Source organism: Pseudofrankia coriaricola (assembly GCF_001854805.1).
Lineage (GTDB): Bacteria > Actinomycetota > Actinomycetes > Frankiales > Frankiaceae > Pseudofrankia.
This window is the reverse complement of sequence record NZ_MBLO01000243.1, coordinates 48,302-74,753: the sequence shown is the minus strand read 5'-3', so window position 1 is coordinate 74,753 and position 26,452 is coordinate 48,302. Positions and strand designations below refer to the sequence as shown.

At 73.1% G+C, this 26,452-nt stretch carries 21 protein-coding genes; 16 read left to right on the top strand and 5 right to left on the bottom strand.

Going from position 1 to position 26,452, the window contains the following annotated elements:
* Nucleotides 1-155: 155 nt before the first annotated feature.
* The 3 genes from BCD48_RS33640 (at nt 156) to BCD48_RS33625 (ending at nt 4,812) form a co-directional block, all read left to right on the top strand.
* On the top strand, nt 156-1,655 hold the full coding sequence (locus BCD48_RS33640) for a class I adenylate-forming enzyme family protein (RefSeq protein WP_083419592.1): 1,500 nt from the start codon (nt 156-158) through the stop codon (nt 1,653-1,655).
* Nucleotides 1,656-1,737: 82 nt separating this feature from the next.
* On the top strand, nt 1,738-2,703 hold the full coding sequence (locus BCD48_RS47650) for a TetR/AcrR family transcriptional regulator (RefSeq protein ID WP_241842198.1): 966 nt from the start codon (nt 1,738-1,740) through the stop codon (nt 2,701-2,703).
* 99 nt (nt 2,704-2,802) lie between these two features.
* A complete protein-coding gene (locus BCD48_RS33625; protein ID WP_071052414.1) occupies nt 2,803-4,812 on the top strand; it encodes an alpha/beta hydrolase domain-containing protein in 2,010 nt (669 codons plus the stop codon).
* A gap of 361 nt (nt 4,813-5,173) precedes the next feature.
* On the opposite strand, the gene BCD48_RS33620 is transcribed toward BCD48_RS33625, so the two are convergent.
* Nucleotides 5,174-5,809 (bottom strand): Clp protease N-terminal domain-containing protein, encoded by a 636-nt coding sequence (locus tag BCD48_RS33620; protein WP_071052413.1) that lies wholly within the window; start codon nt 5,807-5,809, stop codon nt 5,174-5,176.
* 265 nt (nt 5,810-6,074) lie between these two features.
* Here BCD48_RS33620 and BCD48_RS33615 point away from each other — a divergent pair, with 265 nt between their 5' ends.
* Nucleotides 6,075-6,593, top strand: a complete 519-nt coding sequence (locus tag BCD48_RS33615; RefSeq protein ID WP_071052412.1) for a TrmH family RNA methyltransferase — start codon at nt 6,075-6,077, stop codon at nt 6,591-6,593.
* A gap of 383 nt (nt 6,594-6,976) precedes the next feature.
* Here the strand turns inward: BCD48_RS33615 and BCD48_RS33610 are convergent, their stop codons facing one another.
* Entirely contained in the window at nt 6,977-8,047 is a 1,071-nt protein-coding gene (locus BCD48_RS33610) for an EamA family transporter (RefSeq protein WP_241842197.1), read from the bottom strand.
* A 56-nt stretch (nt 8,048-8,103) separates the two neighbouring features.
* On the opposite strand from BCD48_RS33610, the gene BCD48_RS33605 reads away from it, so the two are divergent.
* Complete coding sequence (locus tag BCD48_RS33605; RefSeq protein ID WP_071052410.1) at nt 8,104-9,009, top strand: LysR family transcriptional regulator; 906 nt, start codon at nt 8,104-8,106, stop codon at nt 9,007-9,009.
* Between the two features lie 475 nt (nt 9,010-9,484).
* Here the strand turns inward: BCD48_RS33605 and BCD48_RS33600 are convergent, their stop codons facing one another.
* On the bottom strand, nt 9,485-10,498 hold the full coding sequence (locus BCD48_RS33600; protein WP_071052409.1) for a helix-turn-helix transcriptional regulator: 1,014 nt from the start codon (nt 10,496-10,498) through the stop codon (nt 9,485-9,487).
* Between the two features lie 946 nt (nt 10,499-11,444).
* On the opposite strand from BCD48_RS33600, the gene BCD48_RS55135 reads away from it, so the two are divergent.
* From BCD48_RS55135 to BCD48_RS33560, 8 genes are all read left to right on the top strand, one after another.
* A complete protein-coding gene (locus tag BCD48_RS55135) occupies nt 11,445-14,423 on the top strand; it encodes a sensor histidine kinase (protein WP_071052408.1) in 2,979 nt (992 codons plus the stop codon).
* Complete coding sequence (locus tag BCD48_RS33590; protein WP_007520785.1) at nt 14,407-14,799, top strand: roadblock/LC7 domain-containing protein; 393 nt, start codon at nt 14,407-14,409, stop codon at nt 14,797-14,799. Before BCD48_RS55135 ends, BCD48_RS33590 begins: the two co-directional genes overlap by 17 nt.
* A 16-nt stretch (nt 14,800-14,815) precedes the next feature.
* Nucleotides 14,816-15,199: a DUF742 domain-containing protein gene (locus tag BCD48_RS33585; protein ID WP_071052407.1), complete on the top strand. Its 384-nt coding sequence runs from the start codon at nt 14,816-14,818 to the stop codon at nt 15,197-15,199.
* Complete coding sequence (locus BCD48_RS33580) at nt 15,180-15,881, top strand: GTP-binding protein (protein WP_241842196.1); 702 nt, start codon at nt 15,180-15,182, stop codon at nt 15,879-15,881. Before BCD48_RS33585 ends, BCD48_RS33580 begins: the two co-directional genes overlap by 20 nt.
* An 85-nt stretch (nt 15,882-15,966) precedes the next feature.
* Nucleotides 15,967-16,734: a hypothetical protein gene (locus BCD48_RS33575; RefSeq protein ID WP_131804151.1), complete on the top strand. Its 768-nt coding sequence runs from the start codon at nt 15,967-15,969 to the stop codon at nt 16,732-16,734.
* The gene (locus BCD48_RS33570) at nt 16,718-17,644 is read left to right on the top strand and encodes a hypothetical protein (RefSeq protein WP_083419590.1); all 927 of its coding nucleotides are present in this window, start codon (nt 16,718-16,720) and stop codon (nt 17,642-17,644) included. Before BCD48_RS33575 ends, BCD48_RS33570 begins: the two co-directional genes overlap by 17 nt.
* A gap of 11 nt (nt 17,645-17,655) precedes the next feature.
* Entirely contained in the window at nt 17,656-18,657 is a 1,002-nt protein-coding gene (locus BCD48_RS33565) for a thioesterase domain-containing protein (RefSeq protein ID WP_083419608.1), read from the top strand.
* A 390-nt stretch (nt 18,658-19,047) separates the two neighbouring features.
* Nucleotides 19,048-20,031: an NAD(P)H-binding protein gene (locus BCD48_RS33560; protein WP_071052403.1), complete on the top strand. Its 984-nt coding sequence runs from the start codon at nt 19,048-19,050 to the stop codon at nt 20,029-20,031.
* A 148-nt stretch (nt 20,032-20,179) separates the two neighbouring features.
* Here the strand turns inward: BCD48_RS33560 and BCD48_RS33555 are convergent, their stop codons facing one another.
* Nucleotides 20,180-21,352 carry an MGH1-like glycoside hydrolase domain-containing protein gene (locus BCD48_RS33555; RefSeq protein ID WP_241842195.1) on the bottom strand — a complete coding sequence of 391 codons (1,173 nt, stop codon included), beginning with the start codon at nt 21,350-21,352 and terminating at the stop codon, nt 20,180-20,182.
* A 317-nt stretch (nt 21,353-21,669) separates the two neighbouring features.
* Here BCD48_RS33555 and BCD48_RS33550 point away from each other — a divergent pair, with 317 nt between their 5' ends.
* Together BCD48_RS33550 and BCD48_RS33545 are read left to right on the top strand one after the other, a co-directional pair.
* Complete coding sequence (locus BCD48_RS33550; protein WP_071052402.1) at nt 21,670-22,680, top strand: 2OG-Fe(II) oxygenase family protein; 1,011 nt, start codon at nt 21,670-21,672, stop codon at nt 22,678-22,680.
* A gap of 110 nt (nt 22,681-22,790) precedes the next feature.
* Nucleotides 22,791-23,615, top strand: a complete 825-nt coding sequence (locus tag BCD48_RS33545) for an aldo/keto reductase (protein WP_071052401.1) — start codon at nt 22,791-22,793, stop codon at nt 23,613-23,615.
* A gap of 49 nt (nt 23,616-23,664) precedes the next feature.
* Here BCD48_RS33545 and BCD48_RS33540 read toward each other — a convergent pair whose 3' ends face one another.
* On the bottom strand, nt 23,665-24,615 hold the full coding sequence (locus BCD48_RS33540; RefSeq protein WP_083419607.1) for a helix-turn-helix transcriptional regulator: 951 nt from the start codon (nt 24,613-24,615) through the stop codon (nt 23,665-23,667).
* 109 nt (nt 24,616-24,724) lie between these two features.
* Between BCD48_RS33540 and BCD48_RS33535 the strand changes: the two genes are divergently transcribed.
* Nucleotides 24,725-26,440, top strand: a complete 1,716-nt coding sequence (locus BCD48_RS33535) for an MFS transporter (protein ID WP_083419589.1) — start codon at nt 24,725-24,727, stop codon at nt 26,438-26,440.
* Nucleotides 26,441-26,452 lie beyond the last annotated feature (12 nt).

Here is a 26,452-nt window from a genome sequence, read left to right as displayed (position 1 = left end):
GGCCTGCGCGGTTCGCGCCTGCCGATCGGCGACGTTTCCACCAGGTGCCGGCGAATCCGCCACGTTCCGCGGAACAGCCCGGCCCGCGGTAGGCAGCCCCACAGGACAACGACTCCGAACGTGAAATTTTGGACGGAACGTGGAAGGGACGGGCCGTGGAAGCCGCCTTGGACACCGAAACCAGCAAAGTCGAGGCCGGCGAGGGTGAGGTCAGCATCTCCCGCCGGATTCGGCAGCTCGTCGAGGAGAACCCGACCGACGTGGTGTTCCGCCACATCGGGCTGGACGGCTCCGAGCCGGCATACACCTGGCCGATGCTGGACCGACGTGCCAGCCAGCTCGCCGCCGCTCTCGCGGACCGCGGTCTGCGAGCCGGCGACCGGCTCGGGATCGGGCTGCGCAACTCGCCGCAGTTCGTGCTCTCCGTGCTCGCGACCTGGAAGCTCGGCGCCGTGCCGGTGCCGGTCCGCTGGGATGTGCCCGACTGGGAGCTCGAACGACTGCGCCAGGTGATCGACCCGCGGATCTACCTGGGCCCGCAGGACATCGCCTGGATTGACGAAACCGAGCGGCTCACGGTCCCGGACCTGCCCGACGTCGTCTCTCCGCACGTCAACGGCATCTGCAGCAGCGGCTCGACCGGGACCCCGAAGATCATCCTTTCCGAGCGGCGAAGCATCCACGACCCGCGTTATGCCGGGAGGCTGCTCGAGAACTGGCGCCCGGTGCGCGAGCCGCAGACCATCCTCGTGCTCGCGCCGATGTACCACACGAACGGTTTCTCCACGCTGTTCAGCCTGCTGATGGGCGACCGGCTGGTGGTGATGGAGAAGTTCGACGCCACCCGGGTCGTCGACGTCATCGAACGGCACCTGGTCACCACGTTCACCGCGACCCCGACAATGCTGCAGCGGATCGCCGACCTTCCCGGCATCGACGGCCGCGACCTGTCGAGCATCGACTGGTTCATTCAGGGCGCGGCTCCCATGCCACGGTCGCTCGTCCACCGGTGGGCCGGGCTCGTCGGCCCCGAACGCATCGTCATGGCCTACGGCATGACCGAAGGGCTCGGTCTCACGGCGATCCGTGGCGACGAGTGGCTCACCCACCAGGGCAGCGTCGGCCGCGGCATCGGCGGCACCGAGCTGCGCATCCTGGACGCCGACGGCGCCGAGTCACCACTCGGCGAGATCGGCGAGATCTACCTGCGTTCCCCGTCCTATGGCGGATACCGGTACCTGGGCGACGCCCCGCGGCTGCGCGGCACCGACGAAGGCTTCCACACCGCCGGCGACATGGGCTACCTGGACGCCGACGGCTACCTGTACCTCGTCGACCGCAGGGTCGACCTGATCGTCACCGGCGGGGCCAACGTGTTCCCCGCCGAGGTCGAGTCCGCGCTCATCGACCACCCCGCCATCGCCGACGTGGTCGTCGTCGGCCTGCGCGACCCCGAATGGGGCCGCCGGGTGCACGCCGTCGTCGAACCGGCCGACCCCGCGAACCCTCCGTCCGCGGATGACGTCATTGCCTACGCCAAGAACCGGCTCGCCCACTACAAGGCGCCCAAGACCGTCGAGTTCGTCGCGGCGATTCCGCGCAGCGAGGCGACAAAGGTCAACCGCGGCGCCCTCGTCGCCGCTCGTGGCGGCTGATCCGGGTAATCGCGGCCACAGTCCGGGCGACCCGCCCGGACTGCGCGCCGCGTCCGCCCCGACGAAAGGTAGCGTCGAGCCTGTGTCCTGGGCAGAACGCGCCGCCGACCGATCGCCGTCGGTCCGCCGCTCACGCCTGCGCACCATCCAACAGGCAAAAGTGATCGTCCAGGCGGCCCGGCGGCTGGTCGACGAGAAGGGCGACCAGTTCACCACCCAGGAACTGGCCCGCGAGGCCGGCGTCGCACTGCAGACGTTCTATCGGCATTTTCCCGGCAAGGACCAGCTGCTGGTCGCCGTCATCGAAGACATGATCGCCGAAAACGCGGAGCTCTATGCCGCCGCCGCGAGCCACCTCCCCGACCCGGTGACCCGCCTGCGCTTCTACATCACCGAGATCCTCTCAGGCCTGACCGTGGCCGACGGCGCGGGTGACGGCGGCCTCGCCGCTGTGGCCGACGGCGCCGCCGGCGAAAACGCCCCTGGCACTGACGGCGTCCCTCCTGGCACTGACGGCGTCCCTCCTGGCACTGACGGCGTGCCAGGTATTGGCGGCGTCCCTGTGGGCGACGTTCCCGGCGTTGGCATTGGTGGCGTCGGCTCGGCCGGTGGTGGCGCGGTCGGCGAGGCCTCCGTCGGCGCCGGGCGGCGCGGCGGACCGGGCGACGCCGACGCGGTGGATGGCACAGCACGTGCCGGCACCGGGCCGCGTTTCATCACCGCCCAGCACTGGCGGCTGCACCAGCGTTTCCCGGAGGACATGGCACACGCCATCCAGCCGATCACCGATTTAATCGCCCGCGAGCTGCACGAGGCCCAGGCCGCCGGCCTGCTGCACCCGACCGACCCGGACCGGGACGCCGCCCTCATCACGAAGCTGGTCATGACCGTCTACCACCACTACGCCTTCGCCCCGCCGGGCGAGGCGACCACGGCCGTCACCGAACACCTCTGGTCCTTCTGCCTCACCGGTCTCGGCGGCCCCGCACCCGCCGCGCGTCCAGCGGCGACGGCGACCCGCGCGTCCACCAACGGAGAGCGCGTCTAGTCGGGCTTTGTCTGAAGCGGCTCTCGCGTTTCCGCGGCGCGTGGCGCGGGGTGATCGGATGCGTGGCGGCTGGTCAGCCGATGTGTGACGATCCGGGGCATGGCGTTGGTCGGCCTGCGGGACGAGAGCGTGTCGGCGTTCGCGGACGGGCGAGAATGGGGGACAGCCGGCGCCTACGAGGCAGTCTCCGCGGTGGCTGGGTTCGCCGTCGACCCGGGCGCCGCGGCCAACCGGGGGATCGTCGATCTCGAGCGCGTCGCCGGCGCGGACGGCCTGGCGCGTTTCGAGGCCGACCTTCGGGTGCTGCGCCCGCGCGCCGGCGGCAACGGCGGGCTGGTCTTCGTCGTCCCGAACCGGGGGCTGCTCGGCGGCATCCCGTTCTCCGCGGGCGCGCCGATACAGCTCGCCGACCTGGACACGCTCGACGCGGGCGACGGCTTTCTGCTCGCCCGCGGCTGGACGGTCGCCTGGTGCGGCTGGCAGTGGGACGTGGCGCGCGGCGAAGCGAGCGTTGGTCTCACCGCGCCGACCGTCGACGTCGGGCCAGGATGGCTACGGATCGAGTTCCGTCCGGACACGGACCAGCCGGACCATCCGCTTTCCGACTCGTCGCCGTTCTTCGCCTTCACCGACTTCCCGACCGTCGGCGTCGACGACCCGGACGCGTTCCTCACCGAGCGGCTGACCCCCGACGGGGCTCCCCGGCCGGTTCCTCGCGACCGGTGGCGGTTCGTCGACGCGACGACGGTGGCGCTCGACGGCGGGTTCCGTGCGTTCCACTGGTACACGCTGACCTACCGGACGTCGCTGTGCCCGGTGGTGGGAACCGGGCTGCTCGCGGTTCGGGACGCGGCCTCATGGCTGCGCCGGACTGGAGACCTGACGCATGCGTTCGCCTTCGGCGTCTCCCAGTCGGGCCGGTTCCTGCGACAGTTCCTGTATGAAGGCCGCAACGTCGACGAGGCAGGCGCCGTTGTCTTCGGCGGCGTTTTCGCCCATATCGCGGGTGCCCGGCGCGGTGAGTTCAACCACCGATACGCCCAGCCCTCGCTCACCCACCCGCTCGGCTTCACAAACCTGCCTCCGTACGACACGGCCGGCCTCCTCGCCCCGCCCCGCGCGGCTGCGGCGAGCAGCGGGGCAGTGAGCAGCGGGGCGGCGAACAGCGGGGCGGCGAATAATGAGGCGGGGGACCACGAGGCGGAGGTCCCCAGCGCGGTGCCGAAGCTGTTCCTGACCAACAGCTCCTGGGAGTACTGGCGCGGCGACGGCGCGCTGGTACACATCCATCCGGAGACCGGCGAGGACCTGCCTGACGACCCGGACGCGCGCGTCTACCTGCTGCGCGGCACCGACCATTTCGGCGCACTAACCCTCAAAGAGTTCATGCCGGGGGCGAACCCGACCCACGCGCATGACGTCGGCCCGATCCTGCGCGCCCTGTTCGTCGCGCTGGTGGAATGGGTCTGCATGGGCGACGACCCGCCACCGAGCAAGGTTCCCCGCTGGAAGGACGGAACGGCGTCGACGCGCGAGGCCGTCCTGAAACAGTTCGCCACCACGATCGACGCCGCCGCCACCACGGCCGCCGTCGCCATCGCCACCGACGCCACCGACGCCACCGACGCCACCGGCGGCGCGTGGCTCCCGGATCTCGACGCGCTGAACGTCACCCGGGACATGGATCTCGGACCCGGCGCGGAAACCGGCACCGGCCGCTGGCCGCCGGTGTTCGGTGCGGCGAAACCAGCTGTCGTCGCCGCGGTCGACGCCGATGGCAACGAGACCGCCGGCGTCGCGCTGCCCGTCGTCGCCGTCCCGGTCGCGGCGTACACCGGTTGGAACCCGCGTCGCCCCGTCGCCGGGCTGCCGAACCCGCTGTACGAGTTCCTCGGCAGCATGTTGCCGCTGCTCACCGACCCCGGATTCCCAGCCCGCGACGCCTACGAGTCGGCGGTCCGTGCCGCCGCCGCGGGTCTCGTCGAGTCCCGTTTCCTGATTGCCGAGGACGTCGAGTCCACCGTTCGCGAGGCGCTCACCGTCTATGACCGCGCGGCTGTTCCCGGACGGTCGCCCGGCGGCCAACCGGGCGCCACACCAGCGGGCTGACGCCGGCCTGGCCCGCGCCGCGCGAGGGAGGCCGGCCCGCCGATGCGACCTGGGCTGGCTGGCCCGGTGCCGGGAGCTCAGTGCGGGGGAAGTTCAGTGCGGGGGAAGTGAGGAGCCGGGGAGCGGGCCCGGCCCTGGGACCAACCTGGCCCGTGCCGCTGGTGCAGCCGATGCGGCTGGTGCGGCCGAGGGATCGTCGGACATGCACCGGCCCGGCATACGCGGAACGGGGGGAGCCGCGCGTGCCGGGCCAGCGTGCACAAACTACACCAAAACCATGGGCGAGGTTGATCCGCGACCGCATCCGTCTTCGGCGACGGACTTCCCCGGTCCTCGGCGACGGTCGGGCCGTCTCCGAGGATCAGGCGGTGGCACGGGCGCGCTGCGCGAGCAGGGTTCGCTCACTTTGGCGAACCTCGACCGCCAGGGCGAAGTCGCGGTTGTCGAGGGCCTCGTCCTTCGCCTCGCGCAGGGCCGCGATCTGGGCGTCGAGGTCGCCCGACACCGAGTCGAGCAGGGTTGGGCCCGGATAGGGCAGGACGCCCAGCGCGACCAGCGTCCGCCGGCGGGCCTCCTCCCGGTTGAGCCGCAGCCGGTCGAGGATCTTGGCGCCTTCGCCCCCGTCCTCGCGCAGCAGGCTGAGCAGGATGTGCTCCGGGCCGACGTGGGCGTGGTCGGCCGTCTTCGCCTCGAGCCGGGCGCGTTCCAGGATCCATTCCGCCCGCTGAGTGAAGGACGGGCGACGGTCTCGCCGGGCCTTTCCTCGCATCGTGGCTGGCCTGGCGAGGCCGCGGCCCACGACGGCCTCTACCGCGGAGCGGGCGTGTTCCAGCGTGACGCCGAGCGACGCCAGCACCCGGGCTCCGGCGCCAGTCCGCCGGTTCAGCAGGGCGAGCAGCAGGTGTTCGGTGCCGATCTGTTCGTGGCCGAGGTCGAGGGCCTCTTCCTGAGCGACGGTGAGCAGACGGCGGGCAGGGTCATTGAACAGGTCATGCATCGGTGAGCTCCCCGGCGCGGCGTCCCCCCGACCGCCCGATGAAGTTGATCGTTTGTTGTTATTCCATTCTCGTGGACGGCGGGGCCCCATGTGGCCGTTAAGGCTGAAATGCCCGTCGCGCGCGGTGCGGAGGCCGTGGCCCCGCAGTCCCGCGGAGACGTTCGGCGGGAGGGCGCCTCGCCGGGGGCCGCCGAGCGCCGGCGCGCGGTACCTTTGATCGCATGACGTCACCCATGTGCAAGGGGGCCGCGCTCCTCGTCACCGCATGAGCGGTGCATCCGTGCGCACGCCGGCCGAGCTGCGTCGGCTTCGCCGCCAGCGGCCACATCGTTGCTGGAACCATCTGCTGGCCGCGCCGTTGTGGCCGAAGCACGGCGTCAATCTGGGCACGTTGCTGCGAACCTGCGACGCCGTCGGGGCCTGTCTCGCCGTGCCGCGCGGGCCGCACTGGATCTCCGAGGCACTCGCTCAGGGAAACACCCTGCGTCACCGATCGTGTGTCCACCGCGTGGCCGACCCGCTCGACTGGCTGGCCTCCCACCGCGCCGCCGGAACCGCGATCGTCGGAGTGGAACTCGCGGAGGGCTCGGTCCGCCTCGGCGACCTGCCGGCGGCGCGCGGTCGCACTGTGATGGTGCTCGGCCACGAAGGCACCGGGATCCCCGACGAGGCTGTGCCCCTGCTGGATACCGTCGTCGAGATCCCCATGGTGGGCACCGGGCATTCGCTGAACGTCGCCGTCGCCGGCTCGCTCGTCCTCTACCGGCTCGCAGGTCTCCTCTGATGCTGACGCCCCAGCCAGCCGTGGCCTCCGCCCGCCACGATCATGGCGGTGTGCGCCGCAACGCGCCTGGCGGCTACCGTCTCGCCCAACGGCTACATCATGTAGTCGTGCATGTACGGCTCAGGTGGTCGCTGGCGGGCGATCGCGGGTGGCCAGGGTGATTGCCCAGGCCCGCCGCGGGTGCCCTCCCGACCCGGCTCCGTCCCGACAGCGATTCGTGTCAGATAGGCCAGCCCATAGACAGGCTGAGCTGACACGCTTCGGGGCACCACTGTCGATGTGTGTCAGATAGGCCAGCCCATAGACGGGTCCACATGCCACGGTTCGGCGCTCGGTGGGCTCCTCGGGCGTGGGCCGACCACTATTTCCCTGTGGGCGGGCGGTCAGAGCGGGCGGCCACGGGCGTTGGTCCCGACCACCGCGGGGGATCGCGGCCTGTCCGGCCGGCCCGTTGCCGCGGCAGCGGCGATCGGACCAGCCGGAGTGGGCGGACGAGGCAGAGTGGTCGGGCTGGTCGTAGTGGTCGGGCCGCGGCTCCCGCGGCGCAGGGGGAGCCGGAGCGTTCGGGCCATCGAGCCGGACAGGACGCCGCCCACCACCAGGGCGGCGCCGACGATTTCCAGCGCGGTGACGCGCTCGCCCAGAAGGACGGCTGAGGTGGAAAGGCCGACGACCGGGACGAGCATCGAGAACGGTGCGACGAGCCCGGCGGCATGCCGGGCCATCAGCCAGCTCCAGATGCCCGAACCGAGCAGGGTGCCGATCAATACCGTGTAGGCGAGCCCGGTGAGCGCGCCAGGCAGGTGGTCAGTCGTCGAGAATGCCGCGCCGATCCGGTGCGGGCCTTCGACCAGCAGCGACAGAGCGAACATTGGGACCGGCGGCACCACCGACATCCACAGGGTCAGGTGAAACGGGTTGGGCGCCTTCGCCCGGGCGTTGCAGATGTTCCCGATCGCCCAGCCGAAGCCGCCGGCCAGTACCAGCAGGAACGGCCCGATCGCCGCCGTGTGCGACCTCTCCCAGCCGACGACCGCGAGACCGAGCACCGCGACCGCCAGGCCCGCCAACCGGCGCGGCGTGACCGTGTCGCCGAACAGCGTCGCCCCCAGCAGCACCGTGAAGGGCGCCGACGACTGCAGGACCAGAGAGGCGACTCCCGGCTGGATCCCCGCATGCATGGCCCAGTACAGGAAGAGGAACTGCAACGTCCCGAAGCCGAGCCCGTAGCCGAACAGCCACCGCGCTGGCACCGGCGGCCGGGGCACCAGCAGCAGCGTCGGTACCGCGATGATGGCGAATCGCACCGCGGCCAGCAGGAACGGCGGGAAATGCTCGAGCGAGGCGTCGATGGCGAGGAAGTTCACGCCCCAGGCCACCGCGACGATCATGGCGAGGAGACGGTGACGAGCGGGCATGCGGTGACTGTCGCGGACGCCAAGCTGTAAGGACAAGTGAAACTTATCTGTGGATTCCTGTAGGCCACCTACAGGGTCTGTAGCCTGGCGGCGTGGACGTCCGCCACCTGGACCTGCTGTGCGAGCTCGCCGCGCGCGGCAGCGTTACCGCGGTCGCCGCGGCCACCCATCGCACGCCGTCCGCCGTCTCCCAGCAGCTGCGCACCGCGCAGCGCGAGTTCGGCGTCCGCCTCGTCGAACCGCACGGCCGGGGGATCCGGCTCACCGAGGCGGGCCGCCTGCTGGCCGACGCCGGCCGCGACGTCGCCCGGGTGCTCGCCGAGGTGCAGGCGCGGTTCGACGAATTTCGCGGCGAGCCCGCCGGCGTCGTCCGGGTGGCCGCCCTTCCGAGCGCCGCGACGCTGCTGCTCCCCGGGGTGCTGAACGAGCTCGAGACGACGGCGGTCCGGCTGGAATGCGACGATGTGGACCTCGCCGAACACGAGTACGCCGCCCTGGTGGCCGACTACGACATCGTCATCGGCCACTGCCTCGGCAAGGGACCGCCACCGGGCGCCGACGACCTCGTCAGCGTGCTGCTGGCCCGTGAGCCGCTCGACATCGCGATGCGTGCCGACCATCCGCTTGCCGTCCTGGAGCGGGTCGCGGCCGATGATCTCGTCGAGGTCGAGTGGTACGGCGTCCCGGTCGGCTACCCGTTCGACACCGTCCGCCTGGCCGTCGAGGAGGCGACCGGACGAAGCGTGTCCGTCGTCCAGCGGCTGCGCGACAACCGGCTGGTCGAGGCTCTTGTCGCCCGCGGCGACCGGGTCGCCGTTCTGCCACGCTTCACCACGCCGACCGGCGGCGCGATCACACTGCGCGAGGTCGCCGGCATCGAGACCGGCCGCTACCTGATCGCGCTGCTACGCCCCGATCGCGCCGAGCGTCTCGCCGTCCGCCGCGCCCTCGCCAGCTTCCGCCACCACGCCACGACCATCGCGACCCGCCCTACCTAGGCGGTCCCGCCACCCACATGCAAGCGGCGACATGGGTGTAGACGCATACCGGCAATCCATCCACGCAACTCGGCCATCGCTAGTGACGGCGCATCAGCGCGGTACCAACCCAGCCACCTCGTCAGCCCGGACCCAGCTCTACCACCGCCATACGCCAGGGCCCGGCACCACGCAGGGAGCAGGGTCACTGCGGGATCGGCGAAGCCGATCTGGGAGGTCAGGTTCAGCGCCTGACAGACATTCCATGGGCCCGGATGTGCAGCCGCGGCAGACCGCGACGCCGTTCCAGCCACCAGTAGGCGAAACTCGGCCACAACTGGTGACGGCGCATCGGCGCAGTGCCAGCCCAGCCATGTCGTCAGCCCGGTCCGGGCCCTGCCACCGCCATATGCCAGGGCCCGGCACCACGCGGGGAGGGCGCCCAGCGCCCGACACGGGGCGAGCGCGCCCAGCGCCTCGCCCCGACCGGAGCGCCTCAGGTCTCGATCGGGGGGAGGAGGCCGAGGCTGGCCGTGACGGCGCCGAGCTCGAAGCGGCTGGTGACGTTGTGAGCCTCGTAGAGGTCGGCGACGTCCCGGCGGACGGTGCGGATGGTGACGCCCAGCTCGGCGGCGATCACGTGGTCGGTATGGCCCTGCGCCAGCAGCGCGAGCACCGCGTTCTGGCGGCGTTGCACGGCGGGGTCGGCGGCGGGCGGGGGGGCCGCCAGCGGCTGCGCGTCGCGGTGAATGCGTTCGATCATGTCGGTGATGATGACGAGCAGGCTGGGGGCCTCGATGACGAGCGCCCCCCGGTCCAGGTTGTTCGGGTCGACCGGGAGGATGGCCGCGCGGGCGTCGGCCACGACGGCGCGCATCGGCACATTGGAGCTCTGGCGGACCCATCCCAGCGGCGGCAGCCGCCGCGTACCGCTGGCCGCGCGGGCCGCGGCGACATATTCGGGCGCCCACACGGACGCGACCCGTACCCCGCGCTCCACGGCGCGCGCCATCCCCCACACCAGGTCCTGGATGTACTGGACCTGCCCCGGGCCCGCCGGGCTTTGCCCGCCGAGCAGGAAGTGCACCTGGGACTCGGCGCTGTCGACCAGCTCGGCGATCTTCAGCAGAATCTGGTGGTGGTCGAGGATCGTGACGACCCGGTCGTGGGGGCCGGGGCGGCGCCGGCCGGCCAGGTAGTCCGCGAACAGCCCGCTTCGGTATAACGCCGCGCGCTGCTCGACCATGACCGAGCGGCTGGCCTCCAGTTCGACGCGTTCGGACGCGTGTTCCGCCTCGAGCACCAGCGCCGGGTCCTGGGCCTCCCACGTGTCACCGACGAGGCGCAGCAGGCCGCGCTGCATCTGCCGGTGCACCTCGGCCTGGACCTGCGGCACCGGCCTGCCGACCCATTCGGCCAGCGACTCGATGTCGGAGTACCGGTGCCCGGCGGCCGCGCGGTAGACGGCGACGCCGAACTCGTCGAGGCCGAACAGCTTCTCCAGCAGCACCGGGGCGTCTCCCTCTGTAGGCGGCGCGGCGTGGGGAGGAGGGTGGCCCCGCGCCGCGCCGCCGCGCTCCGGGCTAGGGGAGCGGTGTGGTTGGACGTGTGGTCGGACGTGATCAGACGCCCGTGGGACGTCCATCGGGACATGGCCAGCGGCGATCGACGCCCGCCGGGCCTCGGTCGCCGTCGGGTTGGACGCGCTCGGACGCCCGTTGGATGTCCGGGTGGCGCCCTCCTGCCGTCTCCGGGAGGCGGCAGGAGGCAAGCGGGGCAGTAGGTAAGCAGTGGGTAAAGACGCCAGCGGACGTCCACCGGAGGTCCGTTGGACGTGGGGACGGGTGGGCGGGTGGACCGTCTGAGCGGTCGGCGATCGGCGTAGCTGCGCCGCTACGCCTGGTCGAAGGGTGTGCCGGGCACGCTACACCACGACACGAGCACGGACTATCCACATGGGCGCCTCTATGACCCCTATAGGACGCGTGTCCCACATAGGACCGTTCATCCTGACCCCTATAGGACGCGTGTCCCACATAGGACCGTTCGGTGACCTATCCGCGCGGTCCGTGGCGGGTTAGCTTCTGCTGCACCGCCGGGGCTCGGGACGGCACCCGCAATCAATGGCGAGAAAGGGGTGCCGCCTCGCCGCAGCCACGTCCCCCTCCGTTCCTGTCGGCGCCGTCGGTGCACCCCCCTCCTGTGCCGGCGCGGCCCCGGCGGCTCTTGGCTCTCAAGTCCGTAACGCTCCTGCCCCTTCGCGTTTTTGTTACCTACATCCACCTCTATCACGTCATGGCCCCATGTTTTGGCCCCGCCGCGTATCTGCTCCACACCCGCGGCGGGAGCCCGTGTCCCGCGGCCGTTCCCACGGCCTTCCGTGTCCCGCCCCTGCTCCTCCGCCCTCTGCCCCAGGGCCCCAATGTCGTCGTTGCGCTTCTGCCGATGGGAGCGAGATGGAGAACTGGCCGGTTCGGTACCGGTTGGCGGTCGCACTGGTCGTGCCGCTGCTGGCGCTCGCTGGGCTCGCCACGCTGCTCGTGACCGGGCAGGCGGGCGCGGCGCACGCGGCCAGCCGCAGCGAGGCCGCCGCCCAGCTGACGATCAAGGTGAATGCGCTGGTCCGGGCGTTGTCGCAGGAGCGCTACGCGTCGTCGTCCTACATTGGCTCGGCCTACCACGCCCTGGAGGCGGAGACCAGGGCCTCCCGCGCCCCGGTGGACCGGGCGTACGCGGAGGTCAAGAGCGTCGCCGGTTCACTGCCGGACGACCCGCGCCTGGTCGCCGCCGTCAACGCCGCCGAGACCCAGACCGACAAACTGCCCGGCCTGCGCCGCCAGATCGACACGCACGCGCTCAAGCCCGGAACGGGCACGGATGTCTTCAACGGCATCGTGCGCGCCTGGCTCGGCGTCACCCCGGCCCAGGCCGGCGTCGGCACGACCGACCCCGAGGTGGTCCGCACCGTCGCCGCCCTGACGGCGATCAGCAACGTCGCCGAGCAGTCCGCCCAGCAGCGCGGCTATGTCAGCATCCTGCTGATCCTGAAGCGCCTGGACCCCGACAACTTCGGCCTCATCCGGGCCGCGAGCGGCGCCGAGGCGGCCTGGGTCAGCCAGTTCGACGTCTACGCCGACCAGGGCCAGCGCCAGCTCTACGACCAGGCCGTCGGCCCGACGCTGGGCCCGGTGACCGCCCTGCAGGACCGGGCGCTGCGCGCCGCGCAGACCGGCGGAACCGTCGACGTCACCGGCACCGACTGGCTGGCCGCCGCCAACGCGAAGATCGACCAGCTGCGCAACGTCGAGGCACAGATCACCCTGGACCTCGCCGATCGCAGCAGCACTCTCGCCTCGTCGGCCAGGACCCGGGCGTGGCTCGCTGGTCTGCTCGCCGGCATCGTGATGGTGATGACGGTGGCCGTCTCGGTCATGATCGCGCGCCGGCTCGCCCGGCAGCTGCGGGCCCTGCGCGAGGACGCCCTCGACATGGCCGAGCAGCGGCTGCCCGCGGTGACGGCCGCGATCCGCGACCGCCGCCCCGTCGACGCCGACGTCGGGGCGGACAACGCGGCGCGCGGACCCGCCGACGAGATCGGGGACGTCGCCCGCTCGCTGCGCGAGGTCTACTCGGCGGCCGTCCAGTCGGCGACGGAGGTCGCCGCGCAGCACTCGCTGTCCGCCTCGATGCGCAACCTGGCGCGGCGCAGCCAGACGCTGATCCACCGCCAGCTGAAGCTGATCACCGACCTGGAGCGCGACCAGCAGGACCCGGACATGCTCGACCGGCTGTTCAAGCTCGACCACCTGGCGACCCGCATGCGCCGCGAGGTCGAAGGCCAGATCGCGCTGTCGGGCGGCCGGCCGAGCCGGGTGTTCCGCTCGCCGGTGAAGCTGGTCGACGCGATGCGCGCCGCCGTCGCCGAGGTGGAGGCCTACACCCGGGTCGAGGTGAGCTCCGCCATCGACATCCGCATCGTCGGCCCGGTCGTCGGCGACGTCATCCACCTGCTCGCCGAGCTGGTGGAGAACGCCACCCAGATGTCGCCGGAGAACACCATGGTCACGGTGTCCGGCAGTCCGGTCGGCACCGGGGTCGCGGTCGAGATCTCCGACCGCGGCATCGGGATCGTCACCGAGACGATGACCGAGCTCAACGCGCGCCTGGCCGATCCGCCGCCGTTCAACCCGGAGCAGCAGGGCGACAAGCTCGGCCTGTGGGTCGTCGCGAACCTGGCGGCCCGGCACGGGATCGACGTGCAGCTGACCCGCAGCGCCTACGGCGGTGTCACGGCGGTCGTGCTGCTGCCCTCGGAGGTGCTCGTCGACGACAGCGCGGCGGTGCCGCCCGTGGTCGACGACCCGCTGCGCGCCGCGCTCGACCGGATCAGCGCCCTGGAGCGCCTCGACGCGGCCGGCGTGGGCTACGAGAACCCGTTCGCGGTGGGCAACGGCGGTCTCGCCGCCACGGGGAGCGGTGCGGGTGACGACGGTCTCGCGGACGACGGGGCGTACCTCGACGACCTCGACGTCAGCTACGACGGCGACCCGTCGCAGGTCCTCACCGTTCGCGAGAGCTTCTTCCGCCCCCTGCCACGGCGGGAGACCACCTCGGGCGGCTCGAACGGCGCCGGCGCGGACGACGCGAACGGCGCGAACGGCGCTGGCCGGCCGGGCTCGGACGGGGCGGGTTCCGATGGGGTGGACCCCGCGGACGCCGGCGCGACGGGCCCGACGCTGTTCGACGCCGTCCGGGCCGACTGGGGCAACACGCTCGAGCTCCCGCCGATCACGGTCGGCTCCCCGTCCGGACCCACCCAGCGCCCGCCGGCCGCTCCCACCGGGCCAGGCGCGTCAACGGGACCGGGGGCGTCAACGGGACCGGGGGCGCCAGCCGGACCGCCGACGCCGACGGGACCGCTGACACCGGCGGGACCGACGGCGACGGGACCCGCGACGCCTACCGGGCCGGCGGGGCCAGCGGGGCCGAAGAGCCCGGCGGCGGGACCGGCCGGGCAGAGGCCGGCCGCGCCAAGGCCAGCCGCTCCGAGGCCGGCTGCGCAGAGGCCGGCTGCGCAGAGGCCAGCGACGCCGAGGCCGGCCGCGCCGTTCGCACCGCGCCCGCAGGCTCCGCCCGCCCCGGGAGCCGCGTCCGGCTCTGGGGGGCCGTCGGCCCTGGCGGGGGCGACCAGCCTGGCTGGGGCGGCGGGCCTGGTCGAGCCGCCGCTCGGCCACCTGCCGCACCGCCGCCGCGGCGAGCACCTGTCCGCGGAGCTGCGCGGCGGCCGGCGCGTGGCCGCCGCGGCGACGCCGGGAGCCAAGGGCCCCGGGCCGGACCCCGAGAAGGCTCGCAACCTGGTCACCTCATTCCGGGCCGGCTTCCGCCAAGGGCTTCCCGGCGACGACGAAAGGATGGGCGATGCCTCCCACCGGTAATCTCGGATTCCTGCTGAACGATCTGGAAAGGCGTATCTCCGACGTCCAGTGGGCGGTGGCGCTGTCCTCGGACGGCCTACAGCTGGCCCGTTCCTCCGGCCTTTCCCGGGAGGGCGGCGACCACATCGCGGCCGTCGCCTCCGGATTCCGCTCGCTCGCGCTCGGCGCGTCCCGGTACATGAGCGGCGGGGATGTTCGCCAGACCATTGTCGAAATGGACGACGGCTATCTGTTCGTCGCCGCGATCGGCGAGGGCTCCTGCCTGGCGGTCGCCGCCTCCGCCGCCGCGGACCCGGGGATGATCGCCTTTGAGATGGCCCGACTCGTGACGCGCGCCGGCCAGGTCCTGACCCCGCCGATGCGCGTCCAGGTCTGACGGAGGGGGGTGCACCTTGCCTCGGGACGACGAGGAGCTGCCCGACGAGGCAGCCGGACCGGTCGTCCGCCCTTACGCCGTCACGGGCGGGCGTACCCGGCCCCACAGCGCGTTGGAACTGGTCGCACTGGTGGCAACCACCTCGCACGGGGTGGCTCTCGCACGGCGGCCACCTGCCGGTATGCCCCCCGAGCAGCGTGAGATCGCCTTCCTGTGCCGCCAGCTCCAGTCCGTCGCGGAGATCTCGGCGCGCCTTGACCTGCCGCTGGGTGTAGCCCAGGTGCTGGTCGCCGACATGGCCCGCGACGGTCTCGTCGTCGTGCACCGGCCCGAGCGCCCCGACTGGCGGCCCGATTCCGAACTGCTCCGAAAGGTGCTCGATGGCCTTCAGCGGCTCTAGCGGCCCGACCCGCCCGGGTGGCCCCCCGAATGGCCCGACCCGCCCGGGTGGCCTCCCGAACGGCCCGGCCGGCGGGGACGCCGACCCGGATGTCACCACCACCCCGTTGAAGATCATCATCGCCGGTGGTTTCGGGGTCGGCAAGACAACGTTCGTCGGCTCCGTCAGCGAGATCCCGCCGCTGACGACCGAGGCGCACATGACCGCGGCGAGCGTCGGCGTCGACGACATCAGCAGGATCGCGGGGAAGACCACCACGACCGTCGCGATGGACTTCGGCCGGATCACGCTGCCCGAGCAGGACGTCGTCCTCTACCTGTTCGGCACCCCCGGCCAGGACCGCTTCTGGTTCATGTGGGACGAGCTGACGGTCGGCGCGGTCGGCGCGGTCGTGCTCGCCGACACCCGCCGCCTGCCCGACTGCTTCGCCGCGATCGACTTCTTCGAGGACCGGAAGCTGCCCTTCGTCGTCGCCGTCAACCAGTTCGACGGCGCGCTCGTCCACCCGGTCACCGACGTGCGCAAGGCGCTCGACATCGAGCACCCGGTGGTCATGTGCGACGCCCGCCACCAGCCGTCCACCCGGGCGGCCCTTATCGCCCTCGTCCGCCACGCCCTGGAAGCGACCCTCGCCGAAGAGGCCCGCGCCGCCCGGCCCCAGCCAACCCCGCAGAGAACGTGACACCAGGAACGGGCTTTCGGGCACGCGAGGCTTCGCCATCGTCGCGCACCGGTCGGCCCTAACCCTCGAGGGAGGGCGTGTAACGATGAAGCCTTCGACGCGACCGATGCCGGTGGCACCGCCGGTAATGCCCGAGTACCCCCCGCTACCACTGCTGCTGTCCGTCATCGAGATGGAGGTGGACGTCGACCGGGCCCGGCTGATCGCAGCCGAGGAGCCGGGCGGCGCCGCGCTGCCCGCCGTCGTCGTGCGGATGCCGGCCTACGTGGCGGGCGCGCTCGCCAAGGTGCTCGACACCTGGGCGATCGTCTGCCAGGCGGCCGGTTCCGATGACACCGCCGAGTGGGTGACCGCCGCCCACGCCCTCCTGCTGGCCGGCCGCGAGGCCGCCGACGGCATCCCGTACCCCGAGCTGTCCGACCTGCGCCATTCCGTGCCGGACACCCTCTCCACGTTTCCCGCCCCCGCCGACGACCTCCCCGTCCCCGGTCCCGGCGTCTCGGTCCCCGCCCCCGCCGTCCCGTCCGCGCCCGTGCCCTCCGCGGCCGAGCCGCCCGCCGCGCTCGCGCGTGGAGACGACCACCGCGTCGCCGGCCGGCCCCTCGGCCAGCGCGCCCCGGCCGGCGCCGAGCCGGCCGCCGCCGGCCGCCGCGGGGACAGCCGTCGCGTCGCCAGGGTTCCCGCGGGCGCACGCGGTGCGGCCGCGGTGACCGAGCCGCGCTCGGCCGCCGGCTCCGTCGAGGGCCGCCGCGTCGGCGGTCTTGCCGGGCCGCACGCCGCTGGCGACGGTGCGAGGAGCCCCGCCACCGGCACGCTGGTGGACGGGCGTCGCGCCGGTGACGAGTGTGCGTGACCTGCGCGTCCACCCCACGGTCGCCGCCCTCCTGCCAGCCGACCTGCTCGCGGCGCTGCGCCACGGGCCGCACCCCAGCACCTATCGGTGCCCGGTCTGCGAGGGCGAGGGCGACCTCGCGATGGGCGAGGCGACGTCGCTGGTGCTGCGCCGCTACCCGCACCGCTTCGTGCGGCGCGTCCAGCTCGTCCACGCCGAGTGCGCGCCGTCCACGGTCACCGTCGCACCGGCGGCGCTCGCGGAGGAGGAGCTCGCCGCCAGCGGGTCGAGCATCGTCTACGCGGACCTGCTGGGCATCGGCACCGCGGCGCTGACCGGCTGCCGGCCGCAGCCGCTGCTCGCCGTCGATGACGACGACGACCTGATGACGACCGATCCGCGCGCCCCCGGCGACCCGTGCCGGCTGCGGCCGGGGGAAGTCATCGACCCGGCGGTGTCGCACGCGCTCGCGACCGGGCTCGCGCTGCACTCGTCACTGCGGGATGACCCGCCGTTCGTGGCCGGCTGGACGGTCAGGATCGGCCCGGCCCTCCTCGACCTGGTCCACCCGCGCGCCGACGGGCGGCAGGGGATCGAGCGGCTCAACCACACGATCCCGGCCGAGTGGCGCGCCGCCGTGCGCGCCGCAGGGAACCAGGTAACGCTGCTCGTCGGCCGGATGGGCTTGTCCACCGCCGTGCGCGCGCCCTATCTGCCCGCGCGCCGCCCGCGGGCGCCGATCCCGCCGTCACCGACCCCTACCGGCCATCACCCGGCCCAAGGCCCGGTCCCGGCCCCGGCGGCCTGGCATGCGAGGCCGCGGGTCGCGTCGGCGACGTCGCCGGCGGCCACGTTCGCCGTCCTGTCCGCCGTGAGCGCCGGCCGCGTCGCGGCCGGACGGGTCACCGTCACCTGGGCAGGCCCGGATTGAAGCCCACCGACATGCCCGTGGCCACCCGCCCCGCGCCCCGGCCCGCCCCCCGGCGTGCGCCCGCCGGCGCGGCGGCGCGGAGCCGCCGCCCGCCGCCGCTGTTCCTCGTCGGCGGCCTGGAAGGCCCGCCGCACCCAGGCCTCCCGCTCGCCGGCGCGCTCAGTGTCAGCACCGTCTGCCGCGGGCTCGACCTCCCCGGCCGCGACGGCGCCCGCGCACCGCTCGGCGACGTCCGCGCGATGGCGGTGCACCTGCTTCCGTCGGTGCTGCTCGACCAGCCGGGAGGCGGCCCCTACCAGCTGGGCGGGTACGGGTTCGGCGGGGTCGTGGCCTACGAGCTGGGCCGGCTGCTGCGCGGCCTCGGCCAGCCGGTGGCCCGGGTGTTCCTGTTCGACGCCGCGCTGCCGCTGCCCGGGCAGGCCTCGCCGGCCGACAACCCCAAGCTGGCCGTCCGTGAGCTCGCCCGGATGCGCCACCTGGCCTGCGTCTGGCAGGGCGCCTGCCGCTGCGGCGTCGACCACGGGGTGCCGCTCAGCACGCAGGGCGTCGCGATCGCCCGCGCGCTCGGCGCCACCGACCCCGACCGCTACGAGGACCACCTGCTCGACGCCGTCGACACCTACTCAGCCGCCGTGCGAGCCTATGCGGCCTACCGCCCGCCGCCGTCCGACCTGCCCGTGGTCCTCGTCCGCCCGGCCAACCCGGCGAACCCGTGGGGCCAGCCCTCCCAGCTGCGCCTCTCCACGTCGCCCTGCCTCGGCTGGGAGAACGCGGGCATCGCGGACCTGACCACCGCCGTCATCCCCGGCGACCACATCACGATGTTCGCCAACCCGTACCTGTGGGATGTCGCGACGATCGTCCAGCGTTTCCTGTTCAACCCACAGCCCGCTCCCCGCCCCGCGCCCGCCAGTCGCCCCGCGCCCGCCCTTGGCCCGGCGCCCACCGGCCGCGTCCGCGCGGCCGGACCCGACCGCCAGCGCCCGGGCGTCGGGCACGCCGGGCGCCGGTAAGGGTCATCAACCGGCACCGGTAACGGTTCTCGTCCGGGCGGTCGGGGACGGTCATCGTCCGCCGAAGCCGCGTCGTCTGACCGCGTCGCCTGACCGCGGCGGATGACCGCGGCGGATGACCGCGGCTGACCCGCGTGCGGCTACCAGCGGTTTTGGGTGGATGGGTCGAGGGGAAGCAGACCGGAGGAGCGCCGTGGACGCTGGGGACGGCGTGGACGCCGGAGGCGCTCGGGTGCCGAGGGCTGGTTGAGGCGCGGCCGTCAGCCGGGGACAGAGCCGCCTGCCTGGCGCGGAGCGCGGGTAGCGCGGCACTTGGCATTCGGTCGGAACACAACCCACGGTCCCGGAACGTGGCCCAGTGGGCCGCGGCCGCGGCCGGAGGAGGCGATCGTGACGGACACGGGCCCGATTCTGGTGACGGGGGCGGCGGGCGGACTCGGCGGGGTGGGCCGCTCGGTGGTCGAGCTGCTGGTAGCCCGGTCGTTGCCGGTGCGCGCAATGGCGCACCGCGATGACGAGCGGGCGGACGCGCTGCGCGCGCTCGGCGTACCGGTCGTCGTCGGCGACCTCACCCGGCCGGAGGACGTCGCGCGGGCGCTGGACGGCTGCCGGCGGATGTTCTTCAGCATGAGCGTCTCACCCGAGTACCTGGAGGCGGCGGCGACGGTCGCCGACGTCGCCCGCGCCGTCGGCGGCGCGGCGGGCGACGGAGCGGGCGGCCTGGAGACGCTGGTCGCCATGTCCCAGCTGACGGTGTCGCAGATGACGGCGCTTCGGCTGAGGGAGTCCCGCCAGCAGCGGCTGCACTGGCTGTCTGAGCAGGTGCTCGACTGGTCGGGGCTGCCGGTGACACACGTGCGTCCGACGGCGTTCCTCGAGAGCCCGCTGTTCAGCGCGCTCGCCGCTTACACGCTCCGCCACGACGGGACGCTCAGCCTTCCGTTCGGCTCGGGCCGCACCTCGCCGATGGCCGCGCGTGACGTCGCCCGGGTCGTCGCCGAGCTGCTCGCCGAACCCCAGGCGCACCGTGAGCACGTCTACGAGCTGACCGGCCCGCGATCCCAGGACATGACGGGCGTCGCCGAGGAGTACTCGCGGGCGCTCGGCAGGGACATCCCATATGTGGACGTCCCGCCCCAATGGTGGGCGGAGCATGTGCTGCCCGTCGCCGGCCTCGCGCCGCACGCCCGCCAGCACATTCTCACCCTCGCCCGCATGCACCACGAGAACCGCTTCGACCGGCTGACTCGCATCGTCGAACAGGTCACCGGCTTTCCGCCCCAGACCGTCGAGTCCTACGTCGCGGAGCACCGCGACCAGTTCACCCCGGTCGCCTCCCGCCCCACCGCGGGCGTGGGCGGCCGGCGGCGATGACGGACCTCCCACCCCGGCCGGCCCCACCACTCAGCGCGTGCCGGCGGACAACACCAGGAGAACGCTGGTGTGCCAGGCCCGGGAGGCCCGCTGCCAGGCGGCGCGTCTCACCAGTGGCCCGGGGGAATCCCGCCGCGGTCCGCCCAGGTCAGCCGGCGGCCGGCGGCTCGGGCTGGGCGGGGATGGCGGGGTAGGCAGCGGCCAGCGCGGCCCAGCCCTGCGGGATCGCGCCGAGACCCGCGCCCGTCTCCGGGTTCCAGTACTCGGCGAAGCCGGAGACGAGTGCGGCACGGCGGCTGGCGTCGGCGATCGCCTCCGCGAGCGTCGTCGCCTCCCAGCGGCGGGCGGCCTGGTAGAGCATGTAGTTCAGCTGCGGCCAGGCCGGGCCGCGCCAGTACTGTTCGGGCTGGTAGCGAGGGTGGCCGGCGGGCAGGAACCGCAGCCCGAACGGGGCCGCGTAGCCGGCGGCGTCCTCCGCCTGGGCGAGCGCAAGCCGGGCCCGCTCGGGGTCGGGCGTGACGAGGGCGGGCATGAGTCCGTCGAGCGTCGGAAGGACGGTGCTCGGGCCACCACCGACGATCGGCTTGTCCACCCAGTGGTGCTGCTCGCCGTCCCACAGCAGGTCGTCGATGGCGGCCGCGAGCTCGTCGGCGCGGCGGTGCCACTCCTGCTTGCCGGTGAGCGCACCGAGCTCGCGGGCGGCGTGCGCGGCGAACGCGTTGATCGCGGCCGGGGCGACGACGAACTCCCGCGACCACACGGCCGCGCCCTCCTCGTCGAACTTCGTGGCCTCCACCAGCTGATGGTCGAAGATCGTGAACGCCAGGCGTGACCAGGCCGACCGGCCGATCCAGTCGTCGAACCGCGGCGAGTCGTCCGACCCGGACTCCCACGGGTGGACGATGAACAGCAGCCCGTCCGCCGTCATCCGGTGGTTCCACAGGTAGTCCAGCGCGCGCTCGATCCGCTCGAGTGTGCCGGGCGCGAGCGGCAGCCCGCGCTCGGTCAGCACCCGGGCGGCATGGGCGTAGATCGGCGGCTGGGTGAAGGAGGAACGGTCGGTAAGCGGGCCGGAGCCCTCCGATGGCGCCGCGTAGCGCATGTGCGGGACGAAGCCACTGGGCAGCTGCGCGTCCAGGCACGACGCGAGCTCGACCGCCGCGCGCGGGTCGCCGAGCGCCGCCCACGAGATCGAGTGGAAACACGAGTCCCACAGCCACAGATGCGGGTAGACGTCCGGGTTCGGCACGCAGTAGCCGTCGCGCCAGCACCGCTCCAGTACCGCCGCGGCCCCGTCCACCTCACCGAGGATCATGCGCATCAGGCTAACTCGCCGACCGGGCCGGACGCCGACGACCCAGCAAACGCCCGACGACGGCCTGGGCACAGCGAGACACCGCCGGCCTCGCGCGCGATTACCTGGTGGACGGTTCACCCTGGCGCTCCTGCATGATCGTGCCCGGCATTGACCGGGGCGCGCGGGCGCGGCTAGCGTCGGAGGCGTCCTCGGGTATCTACCTCCAGCGTCGGAACGGCGGCCCGGTTACCCAGGTCTGGCTATCCGGCCTTGGCTACCAGCCAAGGCCATCCAGCCCTGGTCACCCAACGCTGGTCACCCAGCACCGACCTGGAGACGCGATGGACTTCTCTGCCGCTGCCGCTGCCGTTCCCGCGGCCTCTCCCGCCGCGCGGGTACCCGTGCTCGACCTTCCGGTGACATCCGCCGACGCGTTGGTGGACGCCCTGCGGCGGAACTCGTGCGTGTTCCTGACCGGGCTCGACGAGTTCTCCGCCGACGGGTCGTTCGGCGCGGACCTGGCCGCGATGGTCGAGGCTTCCCGGGAGTTCTTCGCCCTCGAACCGGAGCAGAAGGCGCCGGTGCGCTGGTCGGGCTCGGGGGAGTGGGCCGGCTGGCAGCCGCTCTACGAGGGCGGTGCGGACGCCCTGCTGCTGGAACGCTACGAGCTGGCGCTCCCCGACCCGTCGGGGTATGTCGACGACGTCGAGTGGGCGGCGTCGTTCCCCCTGTGGCCGAAGCGGCCGGCGAGGCTGACGGTGACCTGGACGACGTACTACCGGACGGCGCGGGCGCTGACGAACCGGCTCGTCGAGATGATCGGCGAGGCGCTGGGGCTGCCGGGCGCGGACCTGCCCGCCTGGACGACGCGGCAGCACTCCAACCTGTGCGTGAACCACTATCTTGCCCAGCCGGAGGCGCCGGCTCCCGGCCAGACCCGGCAGCGCCCGCACGCGGACATCGGCGGGCTGACCCTGCTCTGGGCCGACGGCCGGTCCGGGCTCGAGGCGGCGCTTGGCCCGGACGGCGCGTGGGTGCCGGTCGAGTTCCCGCCCGGCGCGGTCCTGCTGCAGGCCGGCGACCTGCTGCACCTGTGGACCCGCGGCCAGATCCCGAAGAACCTGCACCGCGTCGTCAACCCACCGCGTACCCCCGGCGCACCGGTTCCGGACCGGTACTCGGTCGTCTTCTTTCACCACCCGGACCTCGACACCTGGGTCGCCCCAGCACTCCCCGGGCAGACCGCGGCCGCCTCCGCCGCCGATGGCCCCGCCGCGGCCGCCGAAGGCCCCGGCACCGGTGCGCGCGACCACGTCCTGGCCCGCCAGCGCGCCGCCTACACGTTGCCCTGACCCCGGCCGTCCACCCGGGACCCGCCGCGACCTACCCAGGGCTCGCCGTCGACGCCGCGGCTGGCCGCCCCAGGGGCAGGACGGTGAAGCGGCGATGGGAGGGTCGGGGCATGGGGATGGCGCCGACGCGGGTGATGAACGATGGCCGTGAGCTGCCGGTGGTGGGAATCGGGACATACAAGATGACGGACGCGGCGGCCGGGGTCCGGGCCGCGCTGCGAGCCGGCTACCGGCTCGTCGACACCGCCTCCGCATACGGAAACGAGGACGCCGTCGGGAAGGGCATCGCGACCAGCGGCCTCGGGCGGCACGAAATCGTGGTGACGACCAAGCTGCGCGGCCTCGACCAGGGCTATGAGTCAGCCCTGCGCGCGTTCGAGGAGTCACGCAAACGGCTCGGGCTCGAGTACGTGGACCTTTTTCTCATCCACTGGCCACTGCCGCGCCTGGACCGCTACATCGACTCCTGGCGCGCCATGATCAAGCTTCGTGACGACGGCGTGCTGCGCTCGGTCGGCGTCTCGAACTTCACCCCCGCCCACCTCGGCCGGCTGGTCGCCGAGACCGGCATAGTCCCGGCCGTCAACCAGATCGAGCTGCACCCGCACTTCACCCAGGACGCCCAGCTCGCCTACGACACCGGGCTCGGCATCGTCACCCAGGCCTGGCAACCACTCGCCCGCAAGACGGCCCTGCTGTCCGACCCGGTCCTAGCCGTGATCGCCGACCGCCACCAGGTCAAGCCCGCCCAGGTCGTCCTGCGCTGGCACCTCCAGCGCGGCGTCGTCCCCATCCCGAAGTCGTCGTCGCCCGCCCGCCAGCAGGCCAACCTCGACGTCTTCGGCTTCGAGCTCACCACCGACGAGATGGTGACGATCGCCGCCCGCCCGCAGTCCCGCTCCGGCGGCGACCCCGACGTCGACGACATCCGCTGACCCGCGCACGTGCCGCCACCGCGCTCGGCGGGCTCGGCACGTGCGCGGGTCAGCCCTGGAGGCGGCCCGCGGCCGTGGCACGAGCTCGCAGCTCGGCCAGGCGGTCGCGGCTGGCGTCGTCGATCGGTGTGTAGACCACCAGCCGGACGCCGGGCAGCGCGCCGACGTCGAGGTGGGTGGTCCGCGCCGCGATCTCACCGACCTCCGGGAAGCGGAACCGCTTGTTGCAGGGGCGCGGCGGGGCGACGTTGTGCGTCGCCCAGAGGCGGGCGAACAGGGGGCTCGCCGCACAGAGACGGTGGACGAAGTCCTGCCACTCCGGGTCGCCCAGGTGCTGGCTGTAGCGGTAGCGGAACACGGCCACGCCCTCGGGGGCCTGCTCGTCAAGGTTCACGATCGGGTTGATCTCCGGCGGGGCGGTGAACATGAACCAGAACGAGTTCCGCTCGGTGGCCGGGGCGTTCACGACGTGCGGGAACATCGCCGCGTACGCGTCGTTCCAGGCGAGCACGTCGGAGCGGGCGTTCACGAGCGAGGCCGGCAGCGGGTCGAGGCCGTCCAGGATGACGCGCAGGTCCCGCGTCGCCTCCTGTGGCTCGTCGGGGGCGGCCGCCGCCTGTGGCACGTCGGCCAGCCGGAACAGATGCTCGCACTCGGCGACGTCGAGCCGCAGCGTCCGCGCCACCGCGCCGAGCACCTGGGCGCTGGCGTTGATCGGCCGCCCCTGCTCGAGCCACGTGTACCACGTGACGCCGACCCCGGAAAGCTGGGCGACCTCCTCCCGGCGCAGGCCGGGGGTGCGCCGGCGCGGGCCGGGCGGCATGCCGACGTCCTCCGGGCTGACTCGCTCCCGGCGGCTACGCAGGAACGACGCGAGCTCCGCGCGGCGCTCGCTCGCCCGCGCGCCTGACCTCGCCTCACCGGGCGGCCGCTCCGCCGGCCGCGGCTGCCTCGGCCGGCGCGGCGCGGGCACGTACTCGATCTCCGTCGGCTGCGCCATGGTCACGCCCTCCAGACTGCCCGACGGTGGCCCGCTGTGCCTGGTGCTGACAGTACCAGTATGGACAGGCTCTCTTTACCGGTATCCGTGATGGCGCAGGCTGACAACCATGACAGAGACGACCGAGATGGCCGGGCATCACGTGCCCCACCCGGCCGCGGGCGGGCCGGTCGAGGCCCGCACTCCCACCGACCTGCACCGCGTCATCCCCCGCACACCTCAGCAACCCACGGCCCAGCCGCGTTCCCAACCGCCGGAAACAACAGAAACAACAGAAACGGCGGAGACGGCCGAGACGGCGGAGACGGCGGAGACGGCGCCAGCCGAGGCAGTGCCCCGCGTGGTGGTGCCCACCCAGCCGCGGCCCACCGACTCGGCCGCACGACCGGCCCCGGGCACCCGGGCCGGCAAGGTCGCGGCTGTGGCGGCGGCCCCGGCCCCGGCCCCGGCAGGACGCGGCGGCGGGCTCGCTCTCGCGGTCCTGCTGCTGGGCCAGTTCATGGCGATCCTGGACGTCAGCATCGTCAACGTCGCCCTGCCGACGCTGCGCGCCGACCTGAGCACGTCCGACGCCGGCCTGCAGCTCATCGTCGCCGGCTATGTGCTGTCCTACGCGGTGCTGCTGATCACCGGCGCGCGCCTCGGCGGGATGATCGGGCACCGGGCGACGTTCCTCGCCGGGCTCGCCGTGTTCACCATCACCTCCGGCGCCTGCGGCCTCGCGCCGGGCTCCGGCACACTGATCGGCTTCCGGTTCGTCCAGGGCGCCGGTGCCGCGTTGATGACGCCGCAGGTCATGAGCATGATCCAGCGGACCTTCACCGGGCCGGCGCGAGCCAGGGCGCTGGGCCTCTTCACGGCCGTGGTCGCCGGCGGCGTCGTCGTCGGCCAGGCGGCCGGCGGACTGCTGGTCAGCGCCGACCTGTTCGGCTCCGGCTGGCGGCCGGTGTTCCTGCTCAACGTGCCGATCGGCGCGGTGCTGCTCGCGATCGGCCCCCGCGTCCTGCCCAAGGACCGCGGCGGGCACGGCGTGCGCCTCGACGTGCCGGGACTGCTGGTGGTCAGCCCCGCGGTGCTGCTCTTCGTGCTGCCCCTGATCCTCGGCCACGACGAGGGCTGGCCCGCGTGGTGCATCGCGTCACTCATCGCCAGCGTGGCGCTGTTCGGCCTGTTCGCCGCGGTGGAACGCCGCGTCGCCGCCCGCGGCGGGCAGCCGCTGATCTCCGGGCCGGTGCTGCGCGCGCCCGGCCTGCTGCCGGCGGTCGGCGTGCTGCTGCTCGCGCCGGCGACCTGGGGCGCATTCCTGTTCACCACGACGCTGCATCTGCAGGGTGACCTGGGCATGGGCCCACTCGGCTCGGGGCTTGCCTTCATACCGTGCGTCGCCGCCTTCGCCCTGGTCAGCCTCAACTGGCAGCGGATGCCGGGTCGCTGGCACAGCCGCCTGGTCCCGGCCGGGTTCGCGCTGGCCGCCGTCTCCTACCTGTGGATCGGCCCGCTCGCCGGCGGCGGCGTCGGCTACGAGCTGATCACCGCCGTGATCGGCCTGGGTCTCGGCGTGATGCCGATCGTCATGACCCTCGCCCTGCAGCACGTCCCGGTCGAGAACGCGCCGGACGCCAGCGGCCTGCTGCTGACCGTCATGCAGCTCGGCCAGGTCACCGGCATCGCCACCGTCGGCACCGTGTTCCTGACCGTCACCGAGAACAGCCACTCCACCGGCCACGCCGAGTACGCCACCGGATGGGCCCTGGCCGCCGTCGCCGTCGCCGCGGCCGCCACCGCACTCCTTCTCGCCCGCAGGCGAGGCTCCCTCACCGGCTGAAGCACGGCGAGC